Here is a 23,421-nt window from a genome sequence, read left to right on the forward strand (position 1 = left end):
GAATGAACGATTGCATGGTTTCCTTTTGCGGCGAAAGGGAGAGTTCGGTTCATGAGGGGAGTAGGCGGTCCTACGGTACGGCTCCGCCGGCTTTCCAGTGAGCTGACGCGTCTGCGGCGTGAATCCGGGTTCATCCGCGAGGAGGTCGCGCGGCGGCTCGGCGTGGCGGCCTCCACCGTGTACCGGATCGAGACCGGTCACACCCGCCCGCAGCCCCGCACCATCCGCGACCTGCTCGATCTCTACGGCGTCGAGGGCTCGGAGCGGGAGGCGCTGATCGCGCTGGCCAGGGACGCGGCCCGGCGGGGATGGTGGCGCGCCTACGACGACGTCCTGCCCGGACCGTACGTCGGGCTGGAGGCCGAGGCGTCCTCGGTGCGCAACTACGAGCCGCTGCTGGTGCCCGGGCTGCTGCAGACCGAGGACTACGCCCGCGCGGTCATCGGCGCCGCCCTGGTCAAGGACCCGGCGGAGATCGAGCGGCGGGCGGCCGCCCGTATGGCGCGTCAGCGGCGCCTGACCGGGCCCGCCCCACTGGAGCTGTGGGCCGTCGTCGACGAGGCGGCGCTGCGGCGGCCGGTGGGCGGTCCGCCCGTGATGGCCGAGCAACTGCGCAGGCTGCGCGAGACGGCCCTGCAGCCGAACGTCACCGTGCAGGTGCTGCCCTTCGACGCCGGCGCCTACCTCGGCATGGGCAACGCGCTGGCGATCCTGGCCTTCGCCGATCCCGGCGACGCCGACGTCGTGCTGCTGGAGAACCTGAGCGGTGAGCTCTACCTGGAGGATCCGGCGGAGATCCGCCGATATGCCCAGGTCTTCGATCATCTTCGTGCCGCCGCGCTCGGCCCGGAGAAGTCCATGGAAACCATCATTTCGGTCGAGAAGGAGTTGGCAGGGCGATGAGGGGACTCGTACCGGCGGACGATCTGGCCTGCGCGGTCTGGCGCAAGGCGGCGCGCTCGAACACCGTCGGCAACCAGTGCGTGGAGGTGGCGCGCCTGCGTGACGGCGTAGCCGTGCGCGACTCGAAGGACCCCCAGGGGCCGCGGCTGATGTTCACCCCCGGCGAGTGGGAGGCGTTCATCGACGGGGTCAAGGGCGGGGAGTTCGACCTGTCCTGACAGCTCCCGTCCCCGTACGGCTCGCCCGTCACGCGCTTCGCCGGCGCGGGGCGGGCCGTACGGCATTCAGGGGTGATGAGGGCGGGGCGGTGCGGCCGGTCCGGAATGGCGGGCCCTCCACCGGGCAGGAGACCTGCATGCGAAAGGAAGACGACCGCTACATCGATACCGAGGACGAGCCGGACATCGCCGGCGAGTGGACCCCGTCCGCCACGGATCCGCCCAACGCGGAGCCCGACGACAAGAACCCGGACGAACGCTGGGACAAGCCCACAGAGGTGTGAGGGAGGACCGAACATGACCATGGGAGTCGACCCGCGGGACCTGGGCGACGATGATCTGATCCGCGAGTTGCGCCACCTGCACGAAACCCGGTCGGACACACTTTTCCACGGGTCGGACGACGCGCTGGAGCACCACACCTCGCGGACGCAGGAACTGGAACGCGAGTACCTCGAACGCTACCCGGACCGGCAGGTCGATCCGGAGCGGCTGCGTGAGGGGGCGAGACAGCGCAGTGCCTGACAGAAAGAGCCTGGAAGACGCCCAGGAGATGACGGCGGCGGAGATGACGGTCTACGAGGCCGTCGCCGCACTGAACGTGGAGCAACGGCACGCGACCGTCGCCGAGGTCGCCCGAATGACCGGGCTCGGCGACGACGAGGTACGGCGGTGCCTCGACAGGCTGACCGCAGGCGGCAGGCTGGTGCCCAAGGGCGACGCCTACCTCCTCGGCGACCACGACTGGGGGCTCGACTACTGAAACCGCCGACCGTCGGCCGTGCTCACGAACGTGCTTCGGCCCATGCCGGTTCCATTTGGCCAACGTGCGTTCGTGAGTGGTTCGGCCAACCGTCGGCCGTGCTCACGCCGGCTTGCGTTCCACCTGGCCGACGTGCCCTCGTGAGTGCTTCGGCCGGCCCTGGTTCGCCGGGCCGGCCAACCTTGGTGGACGCGCTCAGAAGCGGGCGGGTGCTCCGGCCGGCCGTGATAGTGGCGGTCCGGTGAGCCGCGCGAGCGCGGCCATCGCGGGCGCGGTGGTACAGGGCACGGTCTTACGCCGGCCTCCGCACCCGCCCGCCCCCGGCGCCGGCGGCCGTGGTGCCCGATTACGTGGACCCGGCCGGACCACGGCGGTGCGGGCGGGGAACGGTGGTGCGCCACACCGTCCGCCTCGCCCGGATCGCCGGGCCGGCCGGGGGTCTGCGATCGCCCGCGCTGAAGGCGGGCAGCCCGATGCTCGGGTCAGGAGCAGGCGGAGGCGAGCTGCTGGGTCGCCTGGATGGCCTTCTGGCCGGACTCGGCGAGCTTGGTCGCGGCGGCCGGGTCCGACAGGTCGATCTTGAAGGACCCCCACGAGTCGGCCAGGCCGGTGAGCGTCACCTGCAGGTCGCCGTCGGCCTTGCCGGACAGGTCCTTGAGCCGCGCGGCCAGGTCGCTGGTCGCGGCGTTGATGCCCTTGAAGTCACCGGCCGCGGCGCCGGCCTTGCTGCTGTAGTCGGTGAACGCCTTGGTCGCCTCCTCGCAGACGGCCGTCTGGCTCCCGCTGCAGGCGGCGGTGAGGGCGAGAAGGGCGGACGCCGCGACGACGGCGAGGCTGTTCCTGAGGATGTTCATGGTGCCTTCCTGAGTGATCTTCAACGCGTCAGACACTAGGAATCGCCTCTTTCACGGCGCTTTCAGCCCGCTTACAGCCCTGTGGCGGAAGATCCTTGGCCCGATCGCTCCGCGTCGTATGCTTGCCGCCATGACGCGACGGCTTGCGGAGGTTGCGAAGAAGGTCGGGGTCAGCGAGGCCACGGTGAGTCGCGTCCTCAACGGCAAGGCCGGGGTCTCCGAGGCCACCCGGGAGGCCGTGCTGACGGCCCTCGACGTGCTCGGATACGAGCGGCCCACTCAGCTTCGCGGTGAGCGCGCCCGTCTGGTCGGGCTCGTCCTGCCCGAGTTGCAGAACCCCATCTTCCCGGCGTTCGCCGAGGTGGTCGGCGGAGCGCTGGCCCAGCAGGGGTTCACCCCCGTGCTGTGCACCCGCACGGTCGGCGGGATCTCCGAAGCCGACTACGTGGACCTGCTGTTGCAGCAGCAGGTGTCCGGCGTGGTGTTCGCCGGGGGGCTCTACACGCAGACCGGCGTCGTCCACGAGCACTACCTGCGGCTGGTCGAGCGGCGGCTGCCCACCGTGCTGGTCAACGCCGCCGCCGACCACTGGGACTTCCCCCGCGTCTCCTGCGACGACACGATCGCGGTGGAGCAGGCGCTGGGCCACCTCAGGGCGCTCGGCCACCAGCGGATCGGCCTCGTCGCCGGCCCCGCCGACCACATGCCGTCCGTACGGAAGCTGGAGGCCTTCCGCGCCGCGGGCGGCGAGCTGGTCGAGCACACCATGCACTCGCTGGAGGGCGGCCACGCGGCGGCGCTGAAGCTCGTACGGCAGGACGTCACCGGGATCATCTGCGGCAGCGACCCGCTGGCCCTCGGGGCCATCCGCGCGGCGCGGCGGGCCGGCAAGCGCGTGCCCCAGGACGTGTCCGTTGTGGGATACGACGACTCCGCGCTCATGACCTGCGTGGACCCGCCCCTGACGACGGTGCGCCAGCCGATCGAGGCGATGGGCCGGGCCGCGGTGGAGCTGCTGGTGAGCCAGATCGAGGGCGCCGCCGTCGCGACGGGCGAGCTGTTGTTCGAGCCGGAGCTGGTGGTTCGCTCCTCCACGGGTCGGGTCGGCGTCGCCATCGCCTGAGCGCGGTCTCCTGATCCGGTCCGCCGTCCCGTGATCGTGCCGTACGGCCTGGTGGGGTCATGCTGTGTGGGGGAGCCCGGAGGAGGAGGCGTCCACTCCTCCTCCGGGCGTCCCGTTCCGGGTTACGAGGCGTACGCCTCGAACTCGGAGATCTGCGCGGCCGGCCAGCCGGTGTTGCCGGTGACGTTCAGCCGCAGGTAACGCCGGGCGCCGGCGGGCACGGCGACGGTGACGGCGTTACCGCTCGCCGGGTCGAACCTGTAGCCCGCGGGCCCGGCGATCGTGGTGTAGTTCGTGCCGTCCGTGCTGCCGAGGACCGACAGCGTCTGGGTGCGGGCGCCCCAGGCGGCGCTCGGCGGGAGCCTGAGCACCACCCTGCCGACCGTGACGGACGCCCCGAGGTCCACGGTGATCGACTGGGGGAAGGCGTTGTTCGCCGACTCCCAGTAGGTGCCCGTGTTCCCGTCGGTCGCGTTGCCCGCGACGTACACGTCGGCGTGGCTGCTCGCGCTGACCTGTTTGCCCCGGGCGAGGTTCCCCGTGGGCAGCGGGCTGGGTGAGGGGCTGGGGGTGGTGCCGGTGCCGTACACCTCGATGGCCGACAGCTGCCCGGCGGGCCAGCCGGTGTTGCCGGTGACCGTCACCCGCACGTGCCGGACGTTCGCGCTGGTGAAGGAGATGCTCGCCGTGTTGCCGGTGGCGGGGTCGAAAGTGCGGCCCGCCGAGGGGGACAACGTGGTGTAGTTCGTGCCGTCCGTGCTGCCGAGGACCGAGAGGGTCTGGGTGCGGGTGGCCCAGGCCGCGCTGGGCGGCAGCGTGAGCACCACCCGCTGGACCGGGGTCACGGCGCACAGGTCCACGGTGATCGACTGCGGGAAGGCGTTGTTCGCCGACTCCCAGTAGGTGCCCGCGTCGCCGTCGACCGCGTTGGCCGCGACGTACGACTGGGTGCTGCTCGTCGCCGTGACCGGCTTGCCCCGGGCGAGGTCCCCGCTGCCGGGGGCGCACGCCGTCGGGCTGGGCGACGGCGAGGGAGAGGACGAGCTGGACGGCGAATTGGACGGCGAGGGGCTCGGGCTCGGGTCGCCGCCGTCGTAGATGTAGTTCGGCGCGGGCCACTGGCCGGTGCAGACGGTGGAGCTCAGGCTCCAGCCGGAGTTGCCCGTGCCGTACGCGGGGGCGAATCCGGTGCCGACGCAGTTGTGGATCGCGACGCCCGCGCCGATGTGGGCCGCCCTCACGTTGGTGAAGGTCGCCTTCGCCGCCGCCTGCGCCTGGATCATGTACGTCCCGGTGCCGTCGACGTTCACGTTCGAGAAGTTGACGGTCTGGGTGCTGCCCTCGATGAACTGGACGGCCTCGTAGGAGCTGTCGACGATGTCGGTGTCGGTCACGTTGATCGTCGCGTTGACCGGCTCGTTGAGGCCGTCGAACCAGATCGCGCCGACGCCGAAGTTCCAGTTGTAGTCGCTGTTGCCGGCCCGGATGAGCGTGTTGCGGGCGACGGTGATCGTGCCGGCGACGGCCGTGCCCTGGCCGGAGTTCACGCCGGGATAGCGGTTGGCGACGTGGATGCCGCCGCCGTTGGTCACCGTGTCGCTCACCACGTTGTCGGTGATCTTTATGTCCCGGCCGCCGTACGTCACGATGTTGTTGGCCAGGACCGGCGCGACCACGGTGTTGAAGGTGAAGGCGTTGTTCGCGTTGGCCACCCGGTCGGGCCACATCGCCAGGCCGTCGTCGCCGGTGTTGCGGACGAAGGTGTTGGTCACCGTGGAGTTCGTGACGCCGGTGTGGAAGTTCACACCGTCGGCCGTCTGGTCGAGGATGCGGCTGTTCTTCAGCGTGAAGTCGTCCATCGGGCCGTCCATCCAGGCCCCGACCTTGGTGTGCTGGAGCCACACGTTGTCGACCACCGAATCGGTCATCGCGCCCCCGAGGGCGTTGACCTGGTCGTCGTCCACCCGCTCGGTGATCTCACCGATGATCGCGAAGTCCTTCAGAGTGACGTTGCGACTCGGCCCGCCCGCCTCGTGCGGCCGGATCCCGCCGGTGTAGCCGCCGCCGCTGACGTACTTGCCGTAGACGCCGACGGCGCGGTTGCGCTGGGTGGGATGGCGGCCGGTGAGCACGCTGTACCAGGGTCCGGCGCCGCGCAGCGTGACCCCGTCCACCACCACGTGATCCCACAGGGTGTACGTGCCGGCCGGGATGTAGACCTCCTTGCCCTGGGCCTTTCCGGCGTCGACGGCGGCCTGGAAGGCGGCGGTGGAGTCGCTCGTGCCGTTGCGGTCGGCGCCGAAGTCGACGACCGACAGCGATCCGGCGGGCCGGGTGATCTGGTCCGGCACGAGCTCGAAGTCGGCGAGGTCCACGACGAACCACGGCGCGACCGCGGTGGAGGCCACCTGGATCCGCACCTTGGTCCCCGCCGCCAGGGTCGATCCGAACATCGTGCGGGTCTCGTCGTAGAAGTGGTGCGGCTTGTCGCCCGGCGTGTTGCCGAACGGGTAGCCGCCGTAGAACCAGCCGTACCGGGAGGTGAACTGCAGGTCCTTGAGCTTGGTCCCGTCGATCCTCAGGTCGACCGGTGCCGTGATGCCCGTGCCGGACGCGTTGTCCGGCACGCTGTAGCGCACGGTCATCGCGTTGGCGGCCTTGGGCAGGGTGAACTCGACGTACTCTCCCGGCGCGTCGAGCCGTACGGCCCGGCGGCCCGACGCCTCGGACGGCAGATGCGTGTAGACCCGGTCCGGGCCGATCCGCTCGCCGTTGGTCACGGCGCTCTCGGCTTCGATCTCCGTGAACGGCACGGTCGCGCCCCTTCCGGTTATCGAGAAGGGTGACGGCGACGTCGCGGCCGACGACATACCGGGGAACGCCACCACGCTCCCCAAGGCGATCAGCGCCCCCGCCACCGCGACGGCGGCTCCGGATCTTCTCATGGGAATCCTTTCTGCATGCGAGATCCGGGAGATGCGGCGTGGACGCTGAAACCGCCACACCTCCGAAGAAGGTGAGTGGCCACACGATAAGTTGACAAACATCTTTCTGCAATATTACGACGAGAAGTCGCAAGATACGGGGGATGGGGAACGCGAGGTGCTTGGTCGCTGGGCATCAGTGGCGGGGACGTGTGACGTGCTTGGGGGCTGGGCGCGTGCATCCGGCGCGCTCACCGGTGGGCGGGCACGCGCGAGGTGCTCATGAGCAGGGACGCGATGTGCTTATGAGCAGGGAATGCATGACGCGCTCAAGGGCGGGCGGGTGCTCCGGCCGGCCGTGATAGTGGCGGTCCGGTGAGCCGCGCGGGCGCGGCCATCGCGGGCGCGGTGGTACATGGCACGGTCTTACGCCGGCCTCCGCACCCGCCCGCCCCCGGCGCTCCGCGCCGACGGCGAGGCGGGCCGGAGGCATCCGGCGTTTCCAAGGAAGTACGTAAGTAGACGCAAGCACTTGCGTTGGCTGTCGTATAGTTGCGTCCATGACACGACGGCTTGCGGAAGTGGCCAAGAAGGTGGGCGTGAGCGAGGCGACGGTGAGTCGCGTGCTCAACGGCAAGCCGGGGGTCTCCGACGCCACCAGGGAGGCGGTGCTCACCGCTCTCGACGTGCTGGGATACGAAAGGCCGACCCAGTTGCGCGGCGACCGCGGCCGGCTCGTCGGCCTGGTCCTCCCCGAGTTGCAGAACCCGATTTTCCCGGCGTTCGCCGAGGTCGTCGGTGGTGCGCTGGCCCAGCAGGGGTTCACGTCCGTGCTGTGCACCCGGACCGTGGGCGGTGTCTCCGAGTCCGACTATGTGGACCTGCTCCTCCAGCAGCACGTGTCCGGAATGGTCTTCGCCGGCGGCCTGTACGCCCAGGGAGACGCCTCCCACAGCCACTACCGAAGGGTCCTGGAGCGCAAGCTGCCGACCGTGCTCGTCAACGCGGCCGTCGAACATCTCGGGTTTCCCCAGGTCTCGTGCGACGACGTGGCCGCCGCGGAGATCGCGCTCGCCCATCTCATGGCGCTCGGGCACCGCGACGTCGCGATGCTGCTCGGCCCGCCCGACCATGTGCCGTCCCAGCGCAAGCTCGCGGCGTTCCGCGCGTACGCCGCCGCCAACGGCCTGGAACTCGGTCCCGATCACGTCGAGCACACGATGTTCTCGCTGGAAGGCGGGCACGCCGCCGCCACGCGCATGATCGCCAGAGGTGTGACCGGCATCATCTGCGCCAGTGACGTGCTCGCCCTCGGCGCGATCAGGGCGGCGCGCCGGGCGGGACTGTCGGTGCCCGAGGACGTCTCCGTCATCGGATACGACGACTCGGCGCTGATGAACTGCGTGGATCCGCCGCTGACCACGGTCCGCCAGCCCATCGACGCGATGGGCAGGGCGGCGGTCGAGCTGCTGGTGGCCCAGATCGACGCGGCCGTGGTGCAGGGGGACGAGCTGTTGTTCGAACCAGAGCTGGTCGTACGCGCCTCAACCGCGCCCGCACCCCGTTCCTGAAGCTCCTGGCTGCGGGATCGCTGCTGCTCTCCGGCGGTCGCTTCCCATGGAGGGGCTCTGCCTCCGGCCCGCCTCGCCGTCGGCGCGGAGCGCCGGGGGCGGGCGGGTGCGGAGGCCGGCGTAAGACCGTGCCATGTACCACCGCGCCCGCGATGGCCGCGCCCCGCGCGGCTCACCGGACCGCCACTATCACGGCCGGCCGGAGCACCCGCCCGCCCTTGAGCGCGTCACGGTACTTCCGCCCATGCGGTACCAACCCCGAGCATCCCCGTTCCCCGTCGGCCCGCTCTTGAGCGCGTCTGCGCTCGTGCGGGCGCATGCCGGTGATAGACCGGTCACTGTCACTTTTTTGCAGAGTTAATGATGGACTATTGCTCAGTCCTGCATGCCTCTGTATGTTTCTCGCAACCGAGCGGATCGGGGCGCTCCAGCCGGCCCCCGAGCCGTGTGCTTCGACGGGTCGTGGTGCGCGGTTCCAGAAGGGAACGAGGATGAAATCCCACAAGCTCTCGATACTGCTGGTCTCGGGACTTGCCATTGCAACGGCCGCGGCGTGCGGCACCGACGACAGCGGCAACGGCGGCGACAAGGCCAGTGCGGCGCCCGGCGGCGCGGGGCCGGTGTCGATCTCGGTCAACTGCGAGCCGCCGAAGACGAACAAGGCGGAGCGCGCGACCTTCGAGGAAGACCTGGCGGCCTTTCAGAAGCTGAACCCCACCATCAAGGTGTCCAAGGTCACCGATGCCTTCCCCTGCTACGACCCGCGCACCTTCGAGCCCAAGCTGGCCAGCGGCGAGCTCGAGACGGTGTTCTACGTCAACTTTCCCAACGTGGGCCGCCTGGTTGAGAGCGGCCAGGCCGCCGACATCACGCCGTACGTCAACGAGATCAAGACGTTCCAGGACTACAACAGCTCGATCGACCTCTTCAAGAAGGACGGCAAGGTCTACGGTCTGCCGACCGACGGCTACGGCATGGGCCTCGTCTACAACAAGGAGGTCTTCACCAAGGCCGGGCTCGACCCGAACAGTCCGCCCAAGACGTGGGCAGAGGTGCAGGCCGCCGCGAAGAAGATCGCCGCACTCGGGCCCGGCTATGTCGGGTACGGCGAGTACAGCGGGAACAACGTCGGCGGCTGGCACTTCACCGCATCCATCTACGGCCGCGGCGGATCGGTCATCACCGACGACGGCAAGAAGGCCGCCTTCAACACCCCCGAGGGCAAGGCCGTGCTGGAGAACCTCCACCAGATGCGGTGGGCCGACAACAGCATGGGCTCCCAGCTGTACATCGACTGGCCGGCCCTGATGAAGGCCATGGCCGGCGGCAAGATGGGCATGATGCTGGGCGCGCCCGATGTGCTCATCTCGCTGCGCAACGACTTCGGCGGCAAGTTCGAGAACTACGCCATCACGGCCCAGCCCGAGGCCAAGGCCCTGTTCAACGGCGGCGCCGGCTACATGATCAACCCGAAGGCCACGCCGGAGCAGATCAAGGCCGGCCTCAAGTGGATCGAGTACAAGTTCCTCACCCCCGGCAAGGGTCAGTTCGACTACGTGCGGGCCAAGGGCGCGAACCTGACCGTCGGCCAGCCGTACCCCGACCTGTACGGCGCGGACACGCCGTCCGGTCAGGCCGTGAACGACCTGCGCAAGGCGAACGCCAACATCGACGCCGGGCAGTTCGCCGGATGGGTGGAGGGCTCCAAGGGCATCCCGCCGAAGGCCGAGCCGGGGCCGTACGCCCAGGAGATCTACAAGATCCTCGACACTCCGATGTCGGCCGTGCTGACCCGCAAGGACGCGAACATCGATCAGCTCCTGTCCGACGCCGAGTCGAAGGTCAACTCCCTGCTGGCCTCGAAGGGCTGACGGCCCTGATAATCCGGCACCGGTCCGGGGCGTCGCCCGCGGGTGTGATCCGCGCGCGGCCGGCGCCCCGGTGGATCGCGTCCGGGGCGCGTTCCGGGCCACACACGTCGAGATCGGATTCACAACGATGACCACAGCGAGCATCCCGGCAGCGGGCGGCAGGCGGCGGCAGCCGACGAGACTGCGGCGCGCCGTGCGGCGCAACGTGACCGCCTACGGCTTCCTGTGCGGCGCTCTGATTTGTTTCGCGTTCTTCTCCTGGTATCCGATGATCCGGGAGGTCATTCTCAGCTTCCAGAAGACCAACTTCGTGGACCCACCGAAGTGGGTGGGGCTGGAGAACTTCCGTACCGTAATCAACGACCCCGCGTTCGGGCCGGCCTGGGTGAACACCGCGGTGTTCACCCTGCTCGCCCTGCTGTGCGGCTACGGGATCCCCTTCGTCACCGCGATCGTCCTCAACGAGCTCCGGCACGCGCGCGCCTACCTGCGCTTCGTCGTCTACCTGCCGGTCATGCTGCCGCCCGCGGTGAGCGTGCTGCTGTTCCAGTGGTTCTACAACCCCGACTACGGGCTGTTCAACCAGGTCCTCGGCCTGGTTCACCTGCCGGGCCTGCAGTGGCTCAACTCGACAAGCACCGCGCTGATCTCGCTGGTCATCGTCTCCACCTGGACGAACATGGGCAGCGGCACGCTGATCTACCTCGCGGCCCTGCAGACCATCCCGAGCGAGCTGTACGAGGCCGCGGAGCTCGACGGCGCCGGCCTGCTGAAGCGCATCTGGCACGTCACCATCCCGCAGACCAAGCTGATCCTGCTGGTGATGCTCCTCTTGCAGATCGTGGCGACGATGCAGGTCTTCATCGAGCCCTACCTGCTCACCGGCGGCGGTCCCGAGAACGCCACGGTCAGCGTCGTCTACCTCATGTACCAGTACGCCTTCAACTTCGGCAATCTCAACGCGGGCAACGCGCTCGGCCTGATGCTCATGATCGTGCTCATGGTGTTCTCCGCGATCTACCTGCGCGTCTCGCGCGACAACACGGTGTGAGGGGAGCGACCATGTCGAACATCACCGTCATGCCCGACCGCTCGGCCGGGACGGCGGACACCCCCGCCGGGCAGGAGCGCCGCGGGCAGCGGCGGCCCCGCAAGGCGTTCGACACGCAGTTCCGCACCGCCGTCTCGCCGCACCAGCTCAACACGACCCGCGGCCGGATCGTCTACTGGATCGTGCTGGTGATCGTGGTGGTGAGCTTCACCGCCGCGTTCGTCTTCCCGCTCTACTGGATGGTCACGGGCGCGATGAAGTCCACCGAGGAACTCAACGCGATCCCGCCGACCTTCCTGCCGTCGCACTTCTCCCTGGACGGCTACCTGGAGGCGTGGGATCTGCTGGACCTCGGCACGCTGCTCGGCAACACGGCCCTGTACGCCGGCGGCGCCTGGCTGCTGACGCTCGCGGTGGACGTCTCGGCGGCGTACGCCCTGTCGAAGCTCCGTCCGGTGCTCGGCAAGGTCGTGCTGGCCCTGATGCTGTCGACGCTGATGATCCCGCCCATGGTCATCATGCTCCCGGCGTACCTCACGGTGAAGGAAGTGCCGATCTTCGGGTGGAACCTGCTCAACACCCCGTGGGCGATCTGGCTGCCGGCCGCGGCCAACGGCTTCAACGTCTTCCTGCTCAAGCGCTTCTTCGACTCCATCCCCAGGGAGCTGCTCGAAGCCGCCGAGATCGACGGCGCGTCGCCGGGCCGCATCCTGTGGTCGGTGGTGATCCCGATCTCCCGGCCCATCCTCGGGGTGGTCTCGATCCTCACCGTCGTCAACGTCTGGCGCGACTTCGTCTGGCCCCTGCTGGTCCTGCCGGACAGCGACAAGATGTCGGTGAGCATCGGCATCGCCTCGCTCTCCTCGCAGATGCCGCAGAACGTGCTGGTCGCCTCCCTGGTGATCGCGAGTATCCCGACCATCGTCGTCTTCTTCCTCTTCCAGCGGCACATCATGGCCGGTCTCACGGCCGGCAGCCTCAAGGGCTGAAAACCCTCTGTCGCCATCACCCCGTAAGGAGTTGTATTCAGCATGCCCGGCAACACCTCGACCCCCGATTGGTGGCGCGGGGCCGCGATCTACCAGGTCTACCTGCGCAGCTTCGCCGACGGGAACGGCGACGGGACGGGCGACCTGGCGGGGCTGCGGTCACGCCTGCCGTACCTGGCCGACCTCGGCGTCGACGCCATCTGGCTGAACCCGTGGTATCCCTCTCCCATGGCCGACGGGGGCTATGACGTCGCCGACTACCGCAGCATCGAGCCGGTCTTCGGCACCCTGGCCGAGGCGGAGAAGCTGATCGAGGAAGCCCACGGCCTGGGCATCCGTACGATCGTCGACGTCGTCCCCAACCACGCGTCCGACCAGCACGCCTGGTTCCAGGAGGCCCTGGAGGCCGGTCCCGGTTCGGAGGCCCGGGAGCGGTTCTGGTTCCGCCCCGGCGTCGGCGACGGCCCGCCGAACGGCTGGCAGTCGATCTTCGGCGGTCCCGCGTGGACGCGGGTGCCGGACGGCGAGTGGTACCTGCACCTGTTCGCCCCCGAGCAGCCCGACTTCAACTGGAACAACCCGGCCGTGCGTCAGGAGTTCCTGGACGTGCTGCGGTTCTGGTTCGACCGGGGTGTGGACGGCGTCCGCATCGACTCCGCGGCCGTCCTCGTCAAGGACCTCGACAGCGTGGAGGAGTCCTACACCGACCACGACGGCGTCCACGAGATCTACCGCGAGTGGCGGCGGGTGTCCGACTCCTACGGCGGGCGGATCCTCATCGGCGAGGTGTGGCTGCCCGACCAGGAGCGGTTCGCCAACTATCTGCGCCCCGACGAGCTCCACACCGCGTTCAACTTCGACTTCCTGTCGAGCGCGTGGGAACCGGCCGCGCTGCGCGGCAGCATCGACCTGACCCTCGCGACCCACGTGCCGATCGGCGCGCCCGCGACCTGGGTGTTGTCCAATCACGACGTCGCCCGTCCCGTCACCCGCTATGGCCGGCCCGTCACGTCCTGGGACAACGCCGAGCGCCGGGACGGCATGCCGTCCGACCTGGAGCTCGGCCGGCGCCGGGCGCGGGCGGCGGCGCTGCTCGCGATGGCGCTGCCCGGAAGCGTCTACGTCTACCAGGGGGAGGAACTCGGCCTGAACGAGGTCGAGGACATCCCCGAGGAGCTCCTCGACGACCCGATGTGGGAGCGTTCCGGCCACACGGTCCGCGGCCGCGACGGCTGCCGGGTGCCGCTGCCGTGGTCCGGCACCGAGCCGCCCTTCGGCTACAGCACCGGCGAGCCCTGGCTGCCGCAACCGGCCGGCTGGCGCGACCTCACGGTGGAGGCTCAGGAGGCCGATCCGGGCTCGATGCTCTGCCTCTACCGCTCGGCCCTGCGGCTGCGCCGCGAACTCCTCGGCGACGGCACGCTGACCTGGCTGCCGTACGGGGACGAGGTGATCGCGTTCCGCCGCGACTCCGGCCTGGTCTGCCTGGTCAACCTCGGCGCCGAGCCGGTAGCGCTCCCTGAGACGGGTCCGGTGGTGCTGGCCAGCGGCCCGGTCGACGGCGATCTGCTCCCGTCCGACACCGCCGTCTGGATCATGGAGGACCGATGAGGATCCTGCTGGCGGCGGCGCTGGCCGTCACCGGGCTCGTGGTCTTACCGACGCCCGCGTCCGCCTCGGCCTCGGCGAAGGCTCCCGTCGTGACGCGGGCCGCCCTCGACCCGGCGCTCGTCGCCGGGCGCGGGGCCGGCGTCGACTTCGCCGAGCAGGAGGCGGAGAACGCCTCCACCGACGGCACGGTCATCGGCCCGGGCCGCGACGCGTACACGCTTCCCGCGGAGGCGTCCGGCCGCAAGGCGGTCAGGCTGACCCCCGGGCAGTACGTGGAGTTCACCCTGCCCAAGGCGGCCAACGCGATCACCGTGCGATACAGCATCCCGGACGCTCCCGGGGGCGGCGGCATCACCGCGCCGCTCGACGTCGCGGTCAACGGCCACAAGCGGGCCACCATGACCCTCACATCGCAGTACGCCTGGCTCTACAACCAGTATCCGTTCTCGAACGATCCGAACGCGGGGCTGCTGCACCCGGACTGGTGGATCACCGAGTGCTCCTGCGTGCCGGACGCCACCACGCCGGCCCCGGAGATCACCAAGCCGTTCCGCCCGAACCACTTCTACGACGAGCAGCGCCTCCTGCTCGGCCGTACGTTCCGGGCGGGCGACACGGTGCGGCTGACGGTCCCGGCCGGGAGCGGCGCCGCGTGGACGGTCGTCGACCTGCTCGACTCGCAGCTCGTCGGCCCGCCGCGCGTCGAGGTCGTCGCGGCGAACGTGCTGCTCTTCGGCGCCGACCCCACCGGCAGGCGCGACTCCGCCGGGGCGATCGACAAGGCCGTCGCCTTCGCGAAGCGTACGCACCTGAAGGTCTACATCCCGCCGGGCACCTATCAGGTGAACCGTCACATCGTCGTGGACGACGTGACGATCACGGGTGCCGGCAGCTGGTACACGATCATCAAGGGCCGCCAGGCCGACCTGGACACCCCGGCACCGGACGGCTCGGTGCACACCGGCGTCGGCTTCTACGGCAAGGACGCCTCGGCGGGCGGCAGCCGGGGCGTCCACCTGTCCGGCTTCGCCATCGAGGGCGACGTCCGCGAGCGGATCGACACCGACCAGGTCAACGGCGTCGGCGGCGCGATGAGCGACTCGACCATCGACGGGCTCTACATCCACCACACCAAGGTCGGCATGTGGTTCGACGGCCCGATGCGCAACCTCAAGATCACCAATAATGTCATCGCCGACCAGATCGCCGACGGGCTCAACTTCCACACCGGCGTGACGGGCTCCGTCGTGTCGAACAACGTCTTCCGCAACACGGGTGACGACGCCATCGCCCTGTGGTCCGACAAGACCGCCGACGCGGGCAACACGGTCGACCACAACACCGTGCAGACACCCGTGCTGGCCAACGGCATCGCGATCTACGGCGGCACGGACAACACGGTCGCGAACAATTTGATCGCCGACCCGATCAGGGAGGGCAGCGCCATCCAGGTCGGCTCCCGGTTCGGCGCCGAGCCGTTCGCGGGCGGGCTCCGCATCAGCGGCAACACGACCGTACGGGCCGGCACGTTCGAGCTGAACTGGAAGATCGGCCTGGGGGCCATCTGGTTCTACGCCCTGGAGAAGGACATCGACGCGGACATCGAGGTCAGCGGCGACCACTACCTGGACAGCACCTACAACGCGATCATGCTGGTCAGCGAGTGGTCGGTGAAGGACCTGTACGCGGTTCCGAAGGTCCGCTTCAGGGACATCCGGGTCGACGGCACGGGCACCTCCGTGGTCAGCGCCCGCGTGAAGGGCTCGGCGTCCTTCGAGAACGTGGACGCCCGCAACGTCGGCGCGGTGGGCGTCAACAACTGCGGGGCCTTCAACTTCCCGCCCTCCGGGTCGGAGTTCTCCCTGACCGACCTCGGCGGCAACGACGGCGGCTGGCTCGCCCCCTGGATGCTGCCCAACACCATCACCTGCGACGACCGCCCCCCGGTCGTCCCCCCGCCCGCCCCGTCCCACTGGTGACGCCCCCCGGCTGTAATTGATCCACTGGACTCCCTGCCTCATTCGGGGCTGGGAGTCCTTGCTGTGAGAAGTCTGATTTTGAGACCGTGGCATTGGGGTATTTGCCGCGATTGGCGGAGCGACTGCGGCACCTTCTGAAGTGTCGTGGCGGCCGCTGCGGTTCTGGCGCGTAAGGGGCGCCGTAGGAGTGATCGGGCGAGCTGAGCCTCACGACCGGAAGTGCGCCTGAGAGGGACCACACGAATGGCGCGACACATCGCTCAGCTCACCTCTACACGAGCATCCACACTGCCGACGTACTCAGTCAGGCAGGGGGCCTTTCGGCGGCGGGAACGGTGGACAGCTCAACTGTGCAGAAGGCGCAGCGGCGGGCGTCGACGGGGATGTCCGACAGGCACTCGGGACACTTCTTCTCGGTGGCCTCCTTCTTGGTGTCGAAGAGGCTCAGGAAGCGGGTCATCGGCAGGACGACGAGCCAGTAGATCACGGCGGCGACGATCAGGAACGTCAGCAGGTGGTTGACGAAATCGCCGTACTTGAACACCGCGCCGTTGACGGTGAACTTGTAGCTGGAGAAGTCGGGTTGCTTCCCGCCGGTGATGGCCGCGATCAGGGGGGTGATCAGGTCCTGTACGAGGGCCTGGATGAGCCCGCTGAACGTCGCGCCCACGACGACGGCGACGGCGAGCTCCACCAGGTTGCCTCGTAAGAGGAACTTCTTGAATCCGCTCATGGGCAACGGCTATCCGGTTTTGCCTCTCCTATGCAAGGGCGTGGGGGGAGGGAACCTGTCCGGAGCCGGAGCGATCAATGGCACAGGACGGGATATTCGCCTCACCCGGCGGCCGGCGAACAGGGCCGCGGTGAGACCGGGTGTGAAAGAGGGGATGCCGGGGCTGGGCATCGTCGGCCGGCCCCGCACTAGACTATTATTTCGGTCCCGATGTGGCCGCTTAACGGACCGCGGCCGGACTTTCGGTCTTGACCGAACGCAACAGACGGTTGTTCTGGGAGCGCTCCCACTTCAGGTGTCGCTGGCCTGGGCCAGGGCGGCTTCGACCCGGTCGAGCGCGGCCAGCAGTTCCCCCTTCAACACGAGCGGCAGCCGTCCCTCGCGGTACCGAACTTCGACCTTGGTGCGAATGGCGGACAGCCCCTGGCCGTTGTCGACGGCGTTGCGCAGCACCTGCTTGAGGTCCAGGGCGACGTCGTCGTCGATGTCGTTGGTGGCCTCGGAGCCGTCCACGAGCAGGTTGAACTGCCGGACCGCGGTGTCGATCCGCGGAGGCGGCGCGGCCGTGGCGGCCAGGGGGAGCGGCGCCACGTCGGATCTGCCGGTGGCCGAGGTCTTCGGCCGCCTGACGGTGTCCTCCGCGTGCCGGTCCTTCTTGACGACCTTGACGCTGTGGGAGGGAGTGGCCGTGGGGCGGTGCCGGGCTGTGCGTACGGGGTCCGCGACGGGCGCGACCGTGTGCCGGGGCCGGGTGACGGGCTCGGTGACGGCTTCGACCTGTGGCGGTGGCGAGGCGCTGGCCTGCGCGTACGCGGCCGACGGGCTGGGCAGGACCGCGACGGCTCCGACCTCGGGGCCGCCCGTCTGACTGATCCACAGAATGCCGCCGAGGGCGGCGGCCCCGACGGCGGCGGCACCCCACCCCGCCCCGCGCGGGCCGGGCGGCTTCTTCACCGCGGTCAGGGCGGCGGCCACCGCCCGTGCGGTCGGCCGGTCCACGGGGTCGGGGCACAGGCAGCGCCGGCACAGGTCGGCGACCTCCTGCGGCAGGCCCGGCACCCCTTCGGGGGCCGGCGGCGGTCCTTCCCGCCGTGCCGCCTCGATCCCCTCCCAGGTCTTCTCCGGGTAGGGCAGGGCGCCCGTGAGCATCTCGAACAGCAGCACGCCGAGCGCGTAGACGTCCACGGCGGGGTCGGCCGTCGTCCCTTTCAGCCGCTCCGGCGCGACGTACGGCGGTGTGCCGAAGTCGGCGACCAGCTGGTCGTCGGCCTCGCCGATGAACGCGGCGATCCCGAAATCGAGCAGCTTGGGCCCGTCGTCGGCGAGCAGCACGTTCTCCGGGGTGACGTCCCGGTGGACGATGCCCCGATCGTGCGCCGCGGCCAGCACCTTCGCCAGCCCGGCGGCGATCTCCACCGCTTCGGCCCAGGGCAGGGGGCCCTCGATGATCCGGTCGGCCAGCGACCGGCCCTCGAGCAGGCGCATGACCACGAAGGACGCCAGCCTGCCGCCGTTCGTGACCGTCTCGCCGTAGTCGTAGACCTCGATCGCGTCGGGATGGATCAGCCGGGCGGTGGCCCTCGCCTCCCGCCGCATGAGTTCCCGTCCGGGGTTGTCGTCGTCGAGCGAGCCGTCCAGCACCTTGATCGCGACCATGCGCTGAAGTGACTGGTCGAAGGCACGCCAGATGACCGACATCCCGCCCGTCGCTATGCGCTCCTGGAGCAGATAACGACGGGTCAGGACGTCGCCTTCTTGAAGCTCAGGCCGATTCACGAACCACCAGTTCCGTGGGCAGCACCGGATTGCCCTTGGGATTGTCCCCGTCCCCGAGTGTCATGAGAAGCAGTCGTGCGGCGAGCGTGGCCATTTCCTCGACGGGCTGCCGGACAGTGGTCAGCGTCGGCGAGGTGTGCCTGGCCACGGGCGCGTCGTCGTATCCGATGACGGCCACGTCGTCCGGCACCTTCCGCCCGGCTCGGCGCAGTGTCTGCATCGCCCCGGCCGCCATCACGTCCGACGCCGCGAACACGGCGTCGAGGTGCGGCGCCCGTTGCAGCAGCCACTGCATGGCGTGCGCGCCGGACGCATGGGTGAAGTCGCCGTACGCCACGGGCATGTCGAGCACGCCGGCGTCGCGGAGCGTCTGCCGGAAGCCCTCCAGCCGGTCGCGGGCGGCCGGCAGGGTCGGCGGTCCGGCGATCGTGGCGATGTGCTTGCGGTTGTTGAGCAGCAGGTGCTCGGCCGCCTGCCGTCCGCCGTCACGGTTGTCCATGTCGACGAACGGGAGGTCGATGCCGTCTGGCGGCCGCCCGGCACAGCGCACCGGGACGCCCGAGGCCGCCAGCGTGACCGCGAGGGGGTGCCGCGCCCGTGCGCCGATCAGAAGGACACCGTCGACGGCGCCCGCGACCAGCGGGGGAGCGGCGATGGAGGCGGTCGCAGGGGTCGCGGTCATCACGACCATCGGGACCCCGTGCGTCGTCAGTACCTCCTCGCAGGCGGACAGGAGCCTGGCGTAGAACGGCTCGGTGAAAAGGCGTGGACTGTGCTCGCAGACGACCGCGGCGATGATCTGCTCGGCCCGTCTGCCCGCGGATCCCCTGGGGGCGCGGCGCCGTACATAGCCCAGACGCGACATGGCGTCGTGGACCTGTCGACGGGTCGACGTGGTCACGCGTACCGAGCCGGTCAAGACCCGGGAAGCTGTTGCCGGGGAGACGCCGGCTGCGGCGGCTACCTCTGCGAGGGTGGGAAGATCGGCCATCCGGTCTCCTCGGCCCGAAGGTTCACACGGCTTGGGAGCGCTCCCAAGCGAAAGTATCACTGTTTCGCTCGTGTCAACAGAGGTTTCCTCGGTGTGAAACCTTTCGTAGAGTTTCGCTCCCGTTTGGCACAGTTGGAGGCTAGAGCACGGGGGTGGTCGATGGAAGGGAATGGGGATTTTGACGTGAGATGCCCAGCTTGTCCGATAATCACCGTAAATGTGCCGAAATGCCATGTGGGGGCGGCCGGAACGCCTCCCCGGCGGTAGGGTCCTGCGGCGAAGGGATCCCGGACGGATCCGATCGCGCCCGGCATCGGGCCCTCGAGTCCGTCCCCGAGCCAGAACCGGAAAGGCCCTCCTGTGACGACCAGTATGCGCCGGCTCCCCGTCGTGACGGCTCGTGTGACGGGCGCGTTAACGGGCGTGCTTGCGGCGGCCCTGCTCGCCGGATGCGGCGCGCCGGACCCGGCGGGCGAGGCCGCATCGCCCGCACCCGCGGTATCGGCCGAGGCCCCGCCCCCCACCACCCCCGAGGCCGCGCCCACCCCCGGTGCGGCGCTCACTCCCGGCGCCGCCACGACCCCCGACGCCGGGCAGACCCCGGACGCCGCGCTCACTCCCACCCCGGGCGGGACCGGCGCGGCGCAGCCGGCCGGCGGGGCCAACGCCGCCGACGTGGCGTTCGCCCGGCAGATGATCCCGCACCACCTCCAGGCGCTGGAGATGGCCAGGCTCGCGCAGACGCGGGCGGGTGACCCGTGGGTCGGTCAGCTCGCGGCGAAGGTCGCCACGGCCCGGGACGCCGACATACGCACCTTCCAGGGCTGGCTCGGCCTGTGGGGCGCCGAGCCGCTGCCGCGCGACCACGCGATGCCGGGCACGCAGACCCGGGACGAGATCGAGGCGCTCGCCAAGCTGAACGGCCCGCGCTTCGACCGGAAGTACGTGACGCTGATGATCGAGCACGACAACGGCGCGATCAAGCTCGCCCGGACCGAGCAGGCGGAAGGCGCGTTCCCGGGAGCCAAGGCGCTGGCCGTCGCCACCGCCACCTCTCTGAGCGCCGAGGTCAAGGAGCTGAAGAAGTACCGCGCCCTCCTGGATTAGCGCTCCTGGGCTGTGCCCACTCCTGGGCCGTTGCCGCTTCCGGACCGAGCGGCTCCCGGGCCGAGCTCTCCTCAGCTGAGCCGCTCCCGGACCGAGCCGCTCCCGGAGCGGGCCCGCCGGACTTTGCGGACCCGGCCCGCTCAGTTCTCGTACGTGTCGAGCCTGGGCGGCAGGGCGTTCCACGTGCAGAACGCGGACGACTCATGGGCGTCCCGGAGGAAGGCGACCCGCAGCCACTGGTCGGTCTCCCAGACCTTGACCTCGTAGCCGTCGTTCGGGGTCGCCGTCACCACTCGGCAGTCCCCGGAGGTCACCGCGATCGTCGCCCTGCCGCCCTTCAGCGTGAACGTGTGCAGGCTCTCCCCGCCCGCGGCCTCGCGCGGCCGGGTGGTGAGCGAGGGCTCCATCGATTCCGCCGGCCGAGTGGAGCGGGGCGGGCGCGGTTCCGGGAAGGTCCGCGCGGTCCGCGGCGGCGTGACGGTGGCCCGGGCCCGGGAGGGCGACGGATGGCCGGGCGTCGCGTCTGAGGGGGACGGTTTTCCGGACGGCTTCCCGGACGGGCCGCCGGAGGCCTCGCCGTCCGGGGTGGCCGGCGGGGCGGGGGCGTCGGGGGAGGTGGACAGGGGCGCGGCGACGGCGACCACCGGGGCGAGAGGCGCCTCGTCCAGGATCGCGCTGCGCAGCACGTCGCGCACGCCGAGCCAGGACACACCGACGGCGAGCGCGGTGGCCCCGCACCAGGCGACCAAGTAACCTGCGGCCCTTCTCATGGGCCGCTCACTCTATCTCGCGATCTGTAAAGGTCGCCCGGTCCTTTTTCGGACACCTCTTATGGATTTTTGCCTGCCTTAAATCGCCGCGAATCCCCGTGTTTCGGGTCGCTCTTCCCGGGACGCCGTACCAGGCGGGAGTGTACGTTTCTTCCCCATGGCGACCGTTCTGGTGGTTGAGGACGACGAGTTCGTCCGGTCCGCGATCATCCGTGACCTGACCGGGCGCAGCCACGCGGTCCGCAGCGCGGGCCGCGCGCTCGACGCCCTGCGGGAAATCGCCCACGCCGCTCCCGACGTGGTCGTCCTCGACCTGGGGCTGCCCGATCTCGACGGCGCGGAGGCGCTGAAGATGCTCCGGGCGATCTCCGACGTACCGGTCATCGTGGCGACCGCGCGGGACGACGAGGCGGAGATCGTCCGCCTGCTGCGCGGCGGCGCGGACGACTATCTGGTCAAGCCCTTCTCCGGCGACCACCTCAACGCCCGCCTTGAGGCCGTGCTGCGCCGGGCCAGGCCCGGGGCGCCCTCGTCGGTCGCGAGGGTCGGCGGCCTGGTCGTCGACGCCGACCGCAGGGAGGCCCGCCTGGACGGAGCGCCCCTCGACCTCACCCGCAGGGAGTTCGACCTGCTGGCCTACCTCGCCGCCCGTCCCGATCGGGTGATCTCCCGCAGGGAGCTGCTGGCCGAGGTGTGGCGGCAGTCGTACGGGGACGACCAGACGATCGACGTCCACCTGTCCTGGCTGCGGCGCAAGCTCGGCGAGAGCGCATCCCACCCCCGATATCTGCACACCGTGCGGGGTGTCGGCGTGCGCCTCAGTCCCCCTGCCGGGGACTGAGTCCGGGGCCGGACGGGAGCGGCGGTGAGACGGAGCCTGGCCCTGGTCGCGGTGGCCGTGACGGCGATGGTCGCGCTGGCCTTCCTCATCCCGCTGGCCGTGGCGGTGAAGGAGATCGCCGAGAGCCGCGCGCTCGCGGACGCCGAACGCCAGGCCGCCACGATCGTGCCCGCCCTCGTGGTGACCGACGACGCGGCCGCGCTGGAGCGCGCGCTGGCCAGCACCCCGGCGGGAGCCTCGCGCCTGGCCGTCCACTTTCCCGGCGGGCGTTCGGTGGGCCGGTCCCGGGTCGCGCCCGCCGACGTCGCGAGCGCGGCCGAGAGCGCCAGGACCGTTCCGGTCGGCAAGGGATACGTGCTGCTCAGGCCGGTCGCGCTGGGCGGCGGGCGGCGGGCCGTCATCGAGGTGTACGCGCCCGAGGCCGACGCGAGGAAGGGCGTGTCCACCTCCTGGGCCGTGCTGACCGGCGTCGCGGTCACCCTCGTGGTGGGGTCGGTGGTGGTGGCCGACCGGCTCGGGGCCCGGGTGGTCCGGGCGGCCCGCCGCCTCGGGCAGGCGGCGGCGGCACTCGGGGCGGGAGACCTCACGGTGCGCATCGTCCCGGACGGCCCGCCCGAGCTGGTGGCCGCGGGACGCGCGTTCAACACGATGGCCGACCAGGTGGCGGCACTGCTCGCGGCCGAGCGCGAACTCGCCGCCGACCTGTCGCACCGGCTGCGCACCCCGCTGACCGCGCTGCGGCTCAACCTCGGCGGCACCGGTCCCGAGGCCGAGCAGCGCAGGCTCGCCATCGACCGGCTCGAACAGGCTGTGGACGAGATCATCGAGGCCGCCCGGAGGCCGTCCCGGCCCGCACCGGCACGCTGCGACGCCGCGCTCGTGCTGCGGGAACGGCTCGCCTTCTGGTCGGCGCTGGCCGAGGACCAGGCGCGGCCGTGGCAGCTCGTCGGCGCGGACGAGCCCAGTCCGGTGCCGGTCGCCGCGGCCGATCTCGGCGCGGCGGTCGACGCGCTGCTCGGCAACGTCTTCCGTCACACGCCGCAGGGCACGGCCTTCCGCGTCACCCTGCACCGGGGGAGCGGCATGGTGGGCATCCTCGTCGCGGACGCGGGCCCGGGCATCCCCGATCCGGAGAAGGCGCTGCGGCGGGGCAACAGCGGGGCCGGCTCCACCGGGCTCGGCCTCGACATCGCCCGGCGCCTGGCCGAGTCGACGGGCGGCGGGGTGCGCGTCGAGCCGTCGGCGCTCGGAGGGACCGGCGTCAACGTGTGGCTGCGCACCGACGGCCGGGCCGCGAGCCCGCGTCGCGGTCTGCTGAGGCGCGCCCGCGGGTCCCGTCACTGACC

21 protein-coding genes are annotated in these 23,421 nt (G+C 70.3%); 15 read left to right on the plus strand and 6 right to left on the minus strand.

The window, feature by feature from the left end:
- Positions 1–51: 51 nt before the first annotated feature.
- The 5 genes from ACQPZZ_RS09610 to ACQPZZ_RS09630 all read left to right on the plus strand — a co-directional run bounded on the left by ACQPZZ_RS09610 (position 52) and on the right by ACQPZZ_RS09630 (position 1,884).
- The gene (locus tag ACQPZZ_RS09610; RefSeq protein ID WP_432930858.1) at positions 52–903 is read left to right on the plus strand and encodes a helix-turn-helix domain-containing protein; all 852 of its coding nucleotides are present in this window, start codon (positions 52–54) and stop codon (positions 901–903) included.
- Positions 900–1,121: a DUF397 domain-containing protein gene (locus ACQPZZ_RS09615; RefSeq protein WP_142563210.1), complete on the plus strand. Its 222-nt coding sequence runs from the start codon at positions 900–902 to the stop codon at positions 1,119–1,121. The genes ACQPZZ_RS09610 and ACQPZZ_RS09615 overlap by 4 nt, the downstream gene beginning before the upstream one ends.
- A 137-nt stretch (positions 1,122–1,258) precedes the next feature.
- A complete protein-coding gene (locus ACQPZZ_RS09620; RefSeq protein WP_357325544.1) occupies positions 1,259–1,405 on the plus strand; it encodes a hypothetical protein in 147 nt (48 codons plus the stop codon).
- 13 nt (positions 1,406–1,418) lie between these two features.
- Complete coding sequence (locus ACQPZZ_RS09625) at positions 1,419–1,646, plus strand: DUF6158 family protein (RefSeq protein WP_432930861.1); 228 nt, start codon at positions 1,419–1,421, stop codon at positions 1,644–1,646.
- Entirely contained in the window at positions 1,639–1,884 is a 246-nt protein-coding gene (locus tag ACQPZZ_RS09630) for a hypothetical protein (RefSeq protein ID WP_432930862.1), read from the plus strand. The genes ACQPZZ_RS09625 and ACQPZZ_RS09630 overlap by 8 nt, the downstream gene beginning before the upstream one ends.
- Before the next feature lie 482 nt (positions 1,885–2,366).
- Here the strand turns inward: ACQPZZ_RS09630 and ACQPZZ_RS09635 are convergent, their stop codons facing one another.
- A complete protein-coding gene (locus ACQPZZ_RS09635) occupies positions 2,367–2,738 on the minus strand; it encodes a hypothetical protein (protein ID WP_432930864.1) in 372 nt (123 codons plus the stop codon).
- Positions 2,739–2,868: 130 nt separating this feature from the next.
- On the opposite strand from ACQPZZ_RS09635, the gene ACQPZZ_RS09640 reads away from it, so the two are divergent.
- On the plus strand, positions 2,869–3,861 hold the full coding sequence (locus tag ACQPZZ_RS09640; RefSeq protein ID WP_363647137.1) for a LacI family DNA-binding transcriptional regulator: 993 nt from the start codon (positions 2,869–2,871) through the stop codon (positions 3,859–3,861).
- Positions 3,862–3,983: 122 nt separating this feature from the next.
- Here ACQPZZ_RS09640 and ACQPZZ_RS09645 read toward each other — a convergent pair whose 3' ends face one another.
- Positions 3,984–6,806 carry a discoidin domain-containing protein gene (locus ACQPZZ_RS09645; RefSeq protein ID WP_432930866.1) on the minus strand — a complete coding sequence of 941 codons (2,823 nt, stop codon included), beginning with the start codon at positions 6,804–6,806 and terminating at the stop codon, positions 3,984–3,986.
- A 539-nt stretch (positions 6,807–7,345) separates the two neighbouring features.
- Here ACQPZZ_RS09645 and ACQPZZ_RS09650 point away from each other — a divergent pair.
- The 6 genes from ACQPZZ_RS09650 to ACQPZZ_RS09675 all read left to right on the plus strand — a co-directional run bounded on the left by ACQPZZ_RS09650 (position 7,346) and on the right by ACQPZZ_RS09675 (position 15,857).
- A complete protein-coding gene (locus tag ACQPZZ_RS09650) occupies positions 7,346–8,356 on the plus strand; it encodes a LacI family DNA-binding transcriptional regulator (RefSeq protein ID WP_432930868.1) in 1,011 nt (336 codons plus the stop codon).
- 491 nt (positions 8,357–8,847) lie between these two features.
- Positions 8,848–10,227 carry an extracellular solute-binding protein gene (locus ACQPZZ_RS09655; RefSeq protein ID WP_432930870.1) on the plus strand — a complete coding sequence of 460 codons (1,380 nt, stop codon included), beginning with the start codon at positions 8,848–8,850 and terminating at the stop codon, positions 10,225–10,227.
- Positions 10,228–10,354: 127 nt separating this feature from the next.
- Positions 10,355–11,278 (plus strand): carbohydrate ABC transporter permease, encoded by a 924-nt coding sequence (locus ACQPZZ_RS09660; RefSeq protein WP_432930872.1) that lies wholly within the window; start codon positions 10,355–10,357, stop codon positions 11,276–11,278.
- A gap of 11 nt (positions 11,279–11,289) precedes the next feature.
- Positions 11,290–12,267 carry a carbohydrate ABC transporter permease gene (locus ACQPZZ_RS09665; RefSeq protein WP_432930874.1) on the plus strand — a complete coding sequence of 326 codons (978 nt, stop codon included), beginning with the start codon at positions 11,290–11,292 and terminating at the stop codon, positions 12,265–12,267.
- Positions 12,268–12,309: 42 nt separating this feature from the next.
- Positions 12,310–13,878, plus strand: coding sequence for a glycoside hydrolase family 13 protein (locus ACQPZZ_RS09670; RefSeq protein ID WP_432930876.1), 1,569 nt, complete (start codon positions 12,310–12,312; stop codon positions 13,876–13,878).
- A complete protein-coding gene (locus ACQPZZ_RS09675) occupies positions 13,875–15,857 on the plus strand; it encodes a glycosyl hydrolase family 28-related protein (RefSeq protein WP_432930878.1) in 1,983 nt (660 codons plus the stop codon). Before ACQPZZ_RS09670 ends, ACQPZZ_RS09675 begins: the two co-directional genes overlap by 4 nt.
- Before the next feature lie 304 nt (positions 15,858–16,161).
- On the opposite strand, the gene mscL is transcribed toward ACQPZZ_RS09675, so the two are convergent.
- From mscL to ACQPZZ_RS09690, 3 genes are all read right to left on the minus strand, one after another.
- A complete protein-coding gene (gene mscL, locus ACQPZZ_RS09680) occupies positions 16,162–16,590 on the minus strand; it encodes a large conductance mechanosensitive channel protein MscL (protein WP_432930880.1) in 429 nt (142 codons plus the stop codon).
- Between the two features lie 291 nt (positions 16,591–16,881).
- Positions 16,882–18,366, minus strand: coding sequence for a serine/threonine-protein kinase (locus ACQPZZ_RS09685; protein WP_432930882.1), 1,485 nt, complete (start codon positions 18,364–18,366; stop codon positions 16,882–16,884).
- Complete coding sequence (locus ACQPZZ_RS09690; protein ID WP_030510556.1) at positions 18,353–19,357, minus strand: LacI family DNA-binding transcriptional regulator; 1,005 nt, start codon at positions 19,355–19,357, stop codon at positions 18,353–18,355. The genes ACQPZZ_RS09685 and ACQPZZ_RS09690 overlap by 14 nt, the downstream gene beginning before the upstream one ends.
- Before the next feature lie 390 nt (positions 19,358–19,747).
- On the opposite strand from ACQPZZ_RS09690, the gene ACQPZZ_RS09695 reads away from it, so the two are divergent.
- Complete coding sequence (locus ACQPZZ_RS09695) at positions 19,748–20,464, plus strand: DUF305 domain-containing protein (RefSeq protein WP_432930884.1); 717 nt, start codon at positions 19,748–19,750, stop codon at positions 20,462–20,464.
- 140 nt (positions 20,465–20,604) lie between these two features.
- Here the strand turns inward: ACQPZZ_RS09695 and ACQPZZ_RS09700 are convergent, their stop codons facing one another.
- Entirely contained in the window at positions 20,605–21,234 is a 630-nt protein-coding gene (locus tag ACQPZZ_RS09700; protein WP_363644548.1) for a hypothetical protein, read from the minus strand.
- 157 nt (positions 21,235–21,391) lie between these two features.
- Here ACQPZZ_RS09700 and ACQPZZ_RS09705 point away from each other — a divergent pair, with 157 nt between their 5' ends.
- Positions 21,392–22,075, plus strand: a complete 684-nt coding sequence (locus tag ACQPZZ_RS09705; RefSeq protein WP_432930886.1) for a response regulator transcription factor — start codon at positions 21,392–21,394, stop codon at positions 22,073–22,075.
- A gap of 24 nt (positions 22,076–22,099) precedes the next feature.
- Complete coding sequence (locus ACQPZZ_RS09710; RefSeq protein WP_432930888.1) at positions 22,100–23,419, plus strand: sensor histidine kinase; 1,320 nt, start codon at positions 22,100–22,102, stop codon at positions 23,417–23,419.
- Positions 23,420–23,421: the final 2 nt, after the last annotated feature.

Source organism: Microbispora sp. CA-135349 (assembly GCF_050947365.1).
Lineage (GTDB): Bacteria > Actinomycetota > Actinomycetes > Streptosporangiales > Streptosporangiaceae > Microbispora.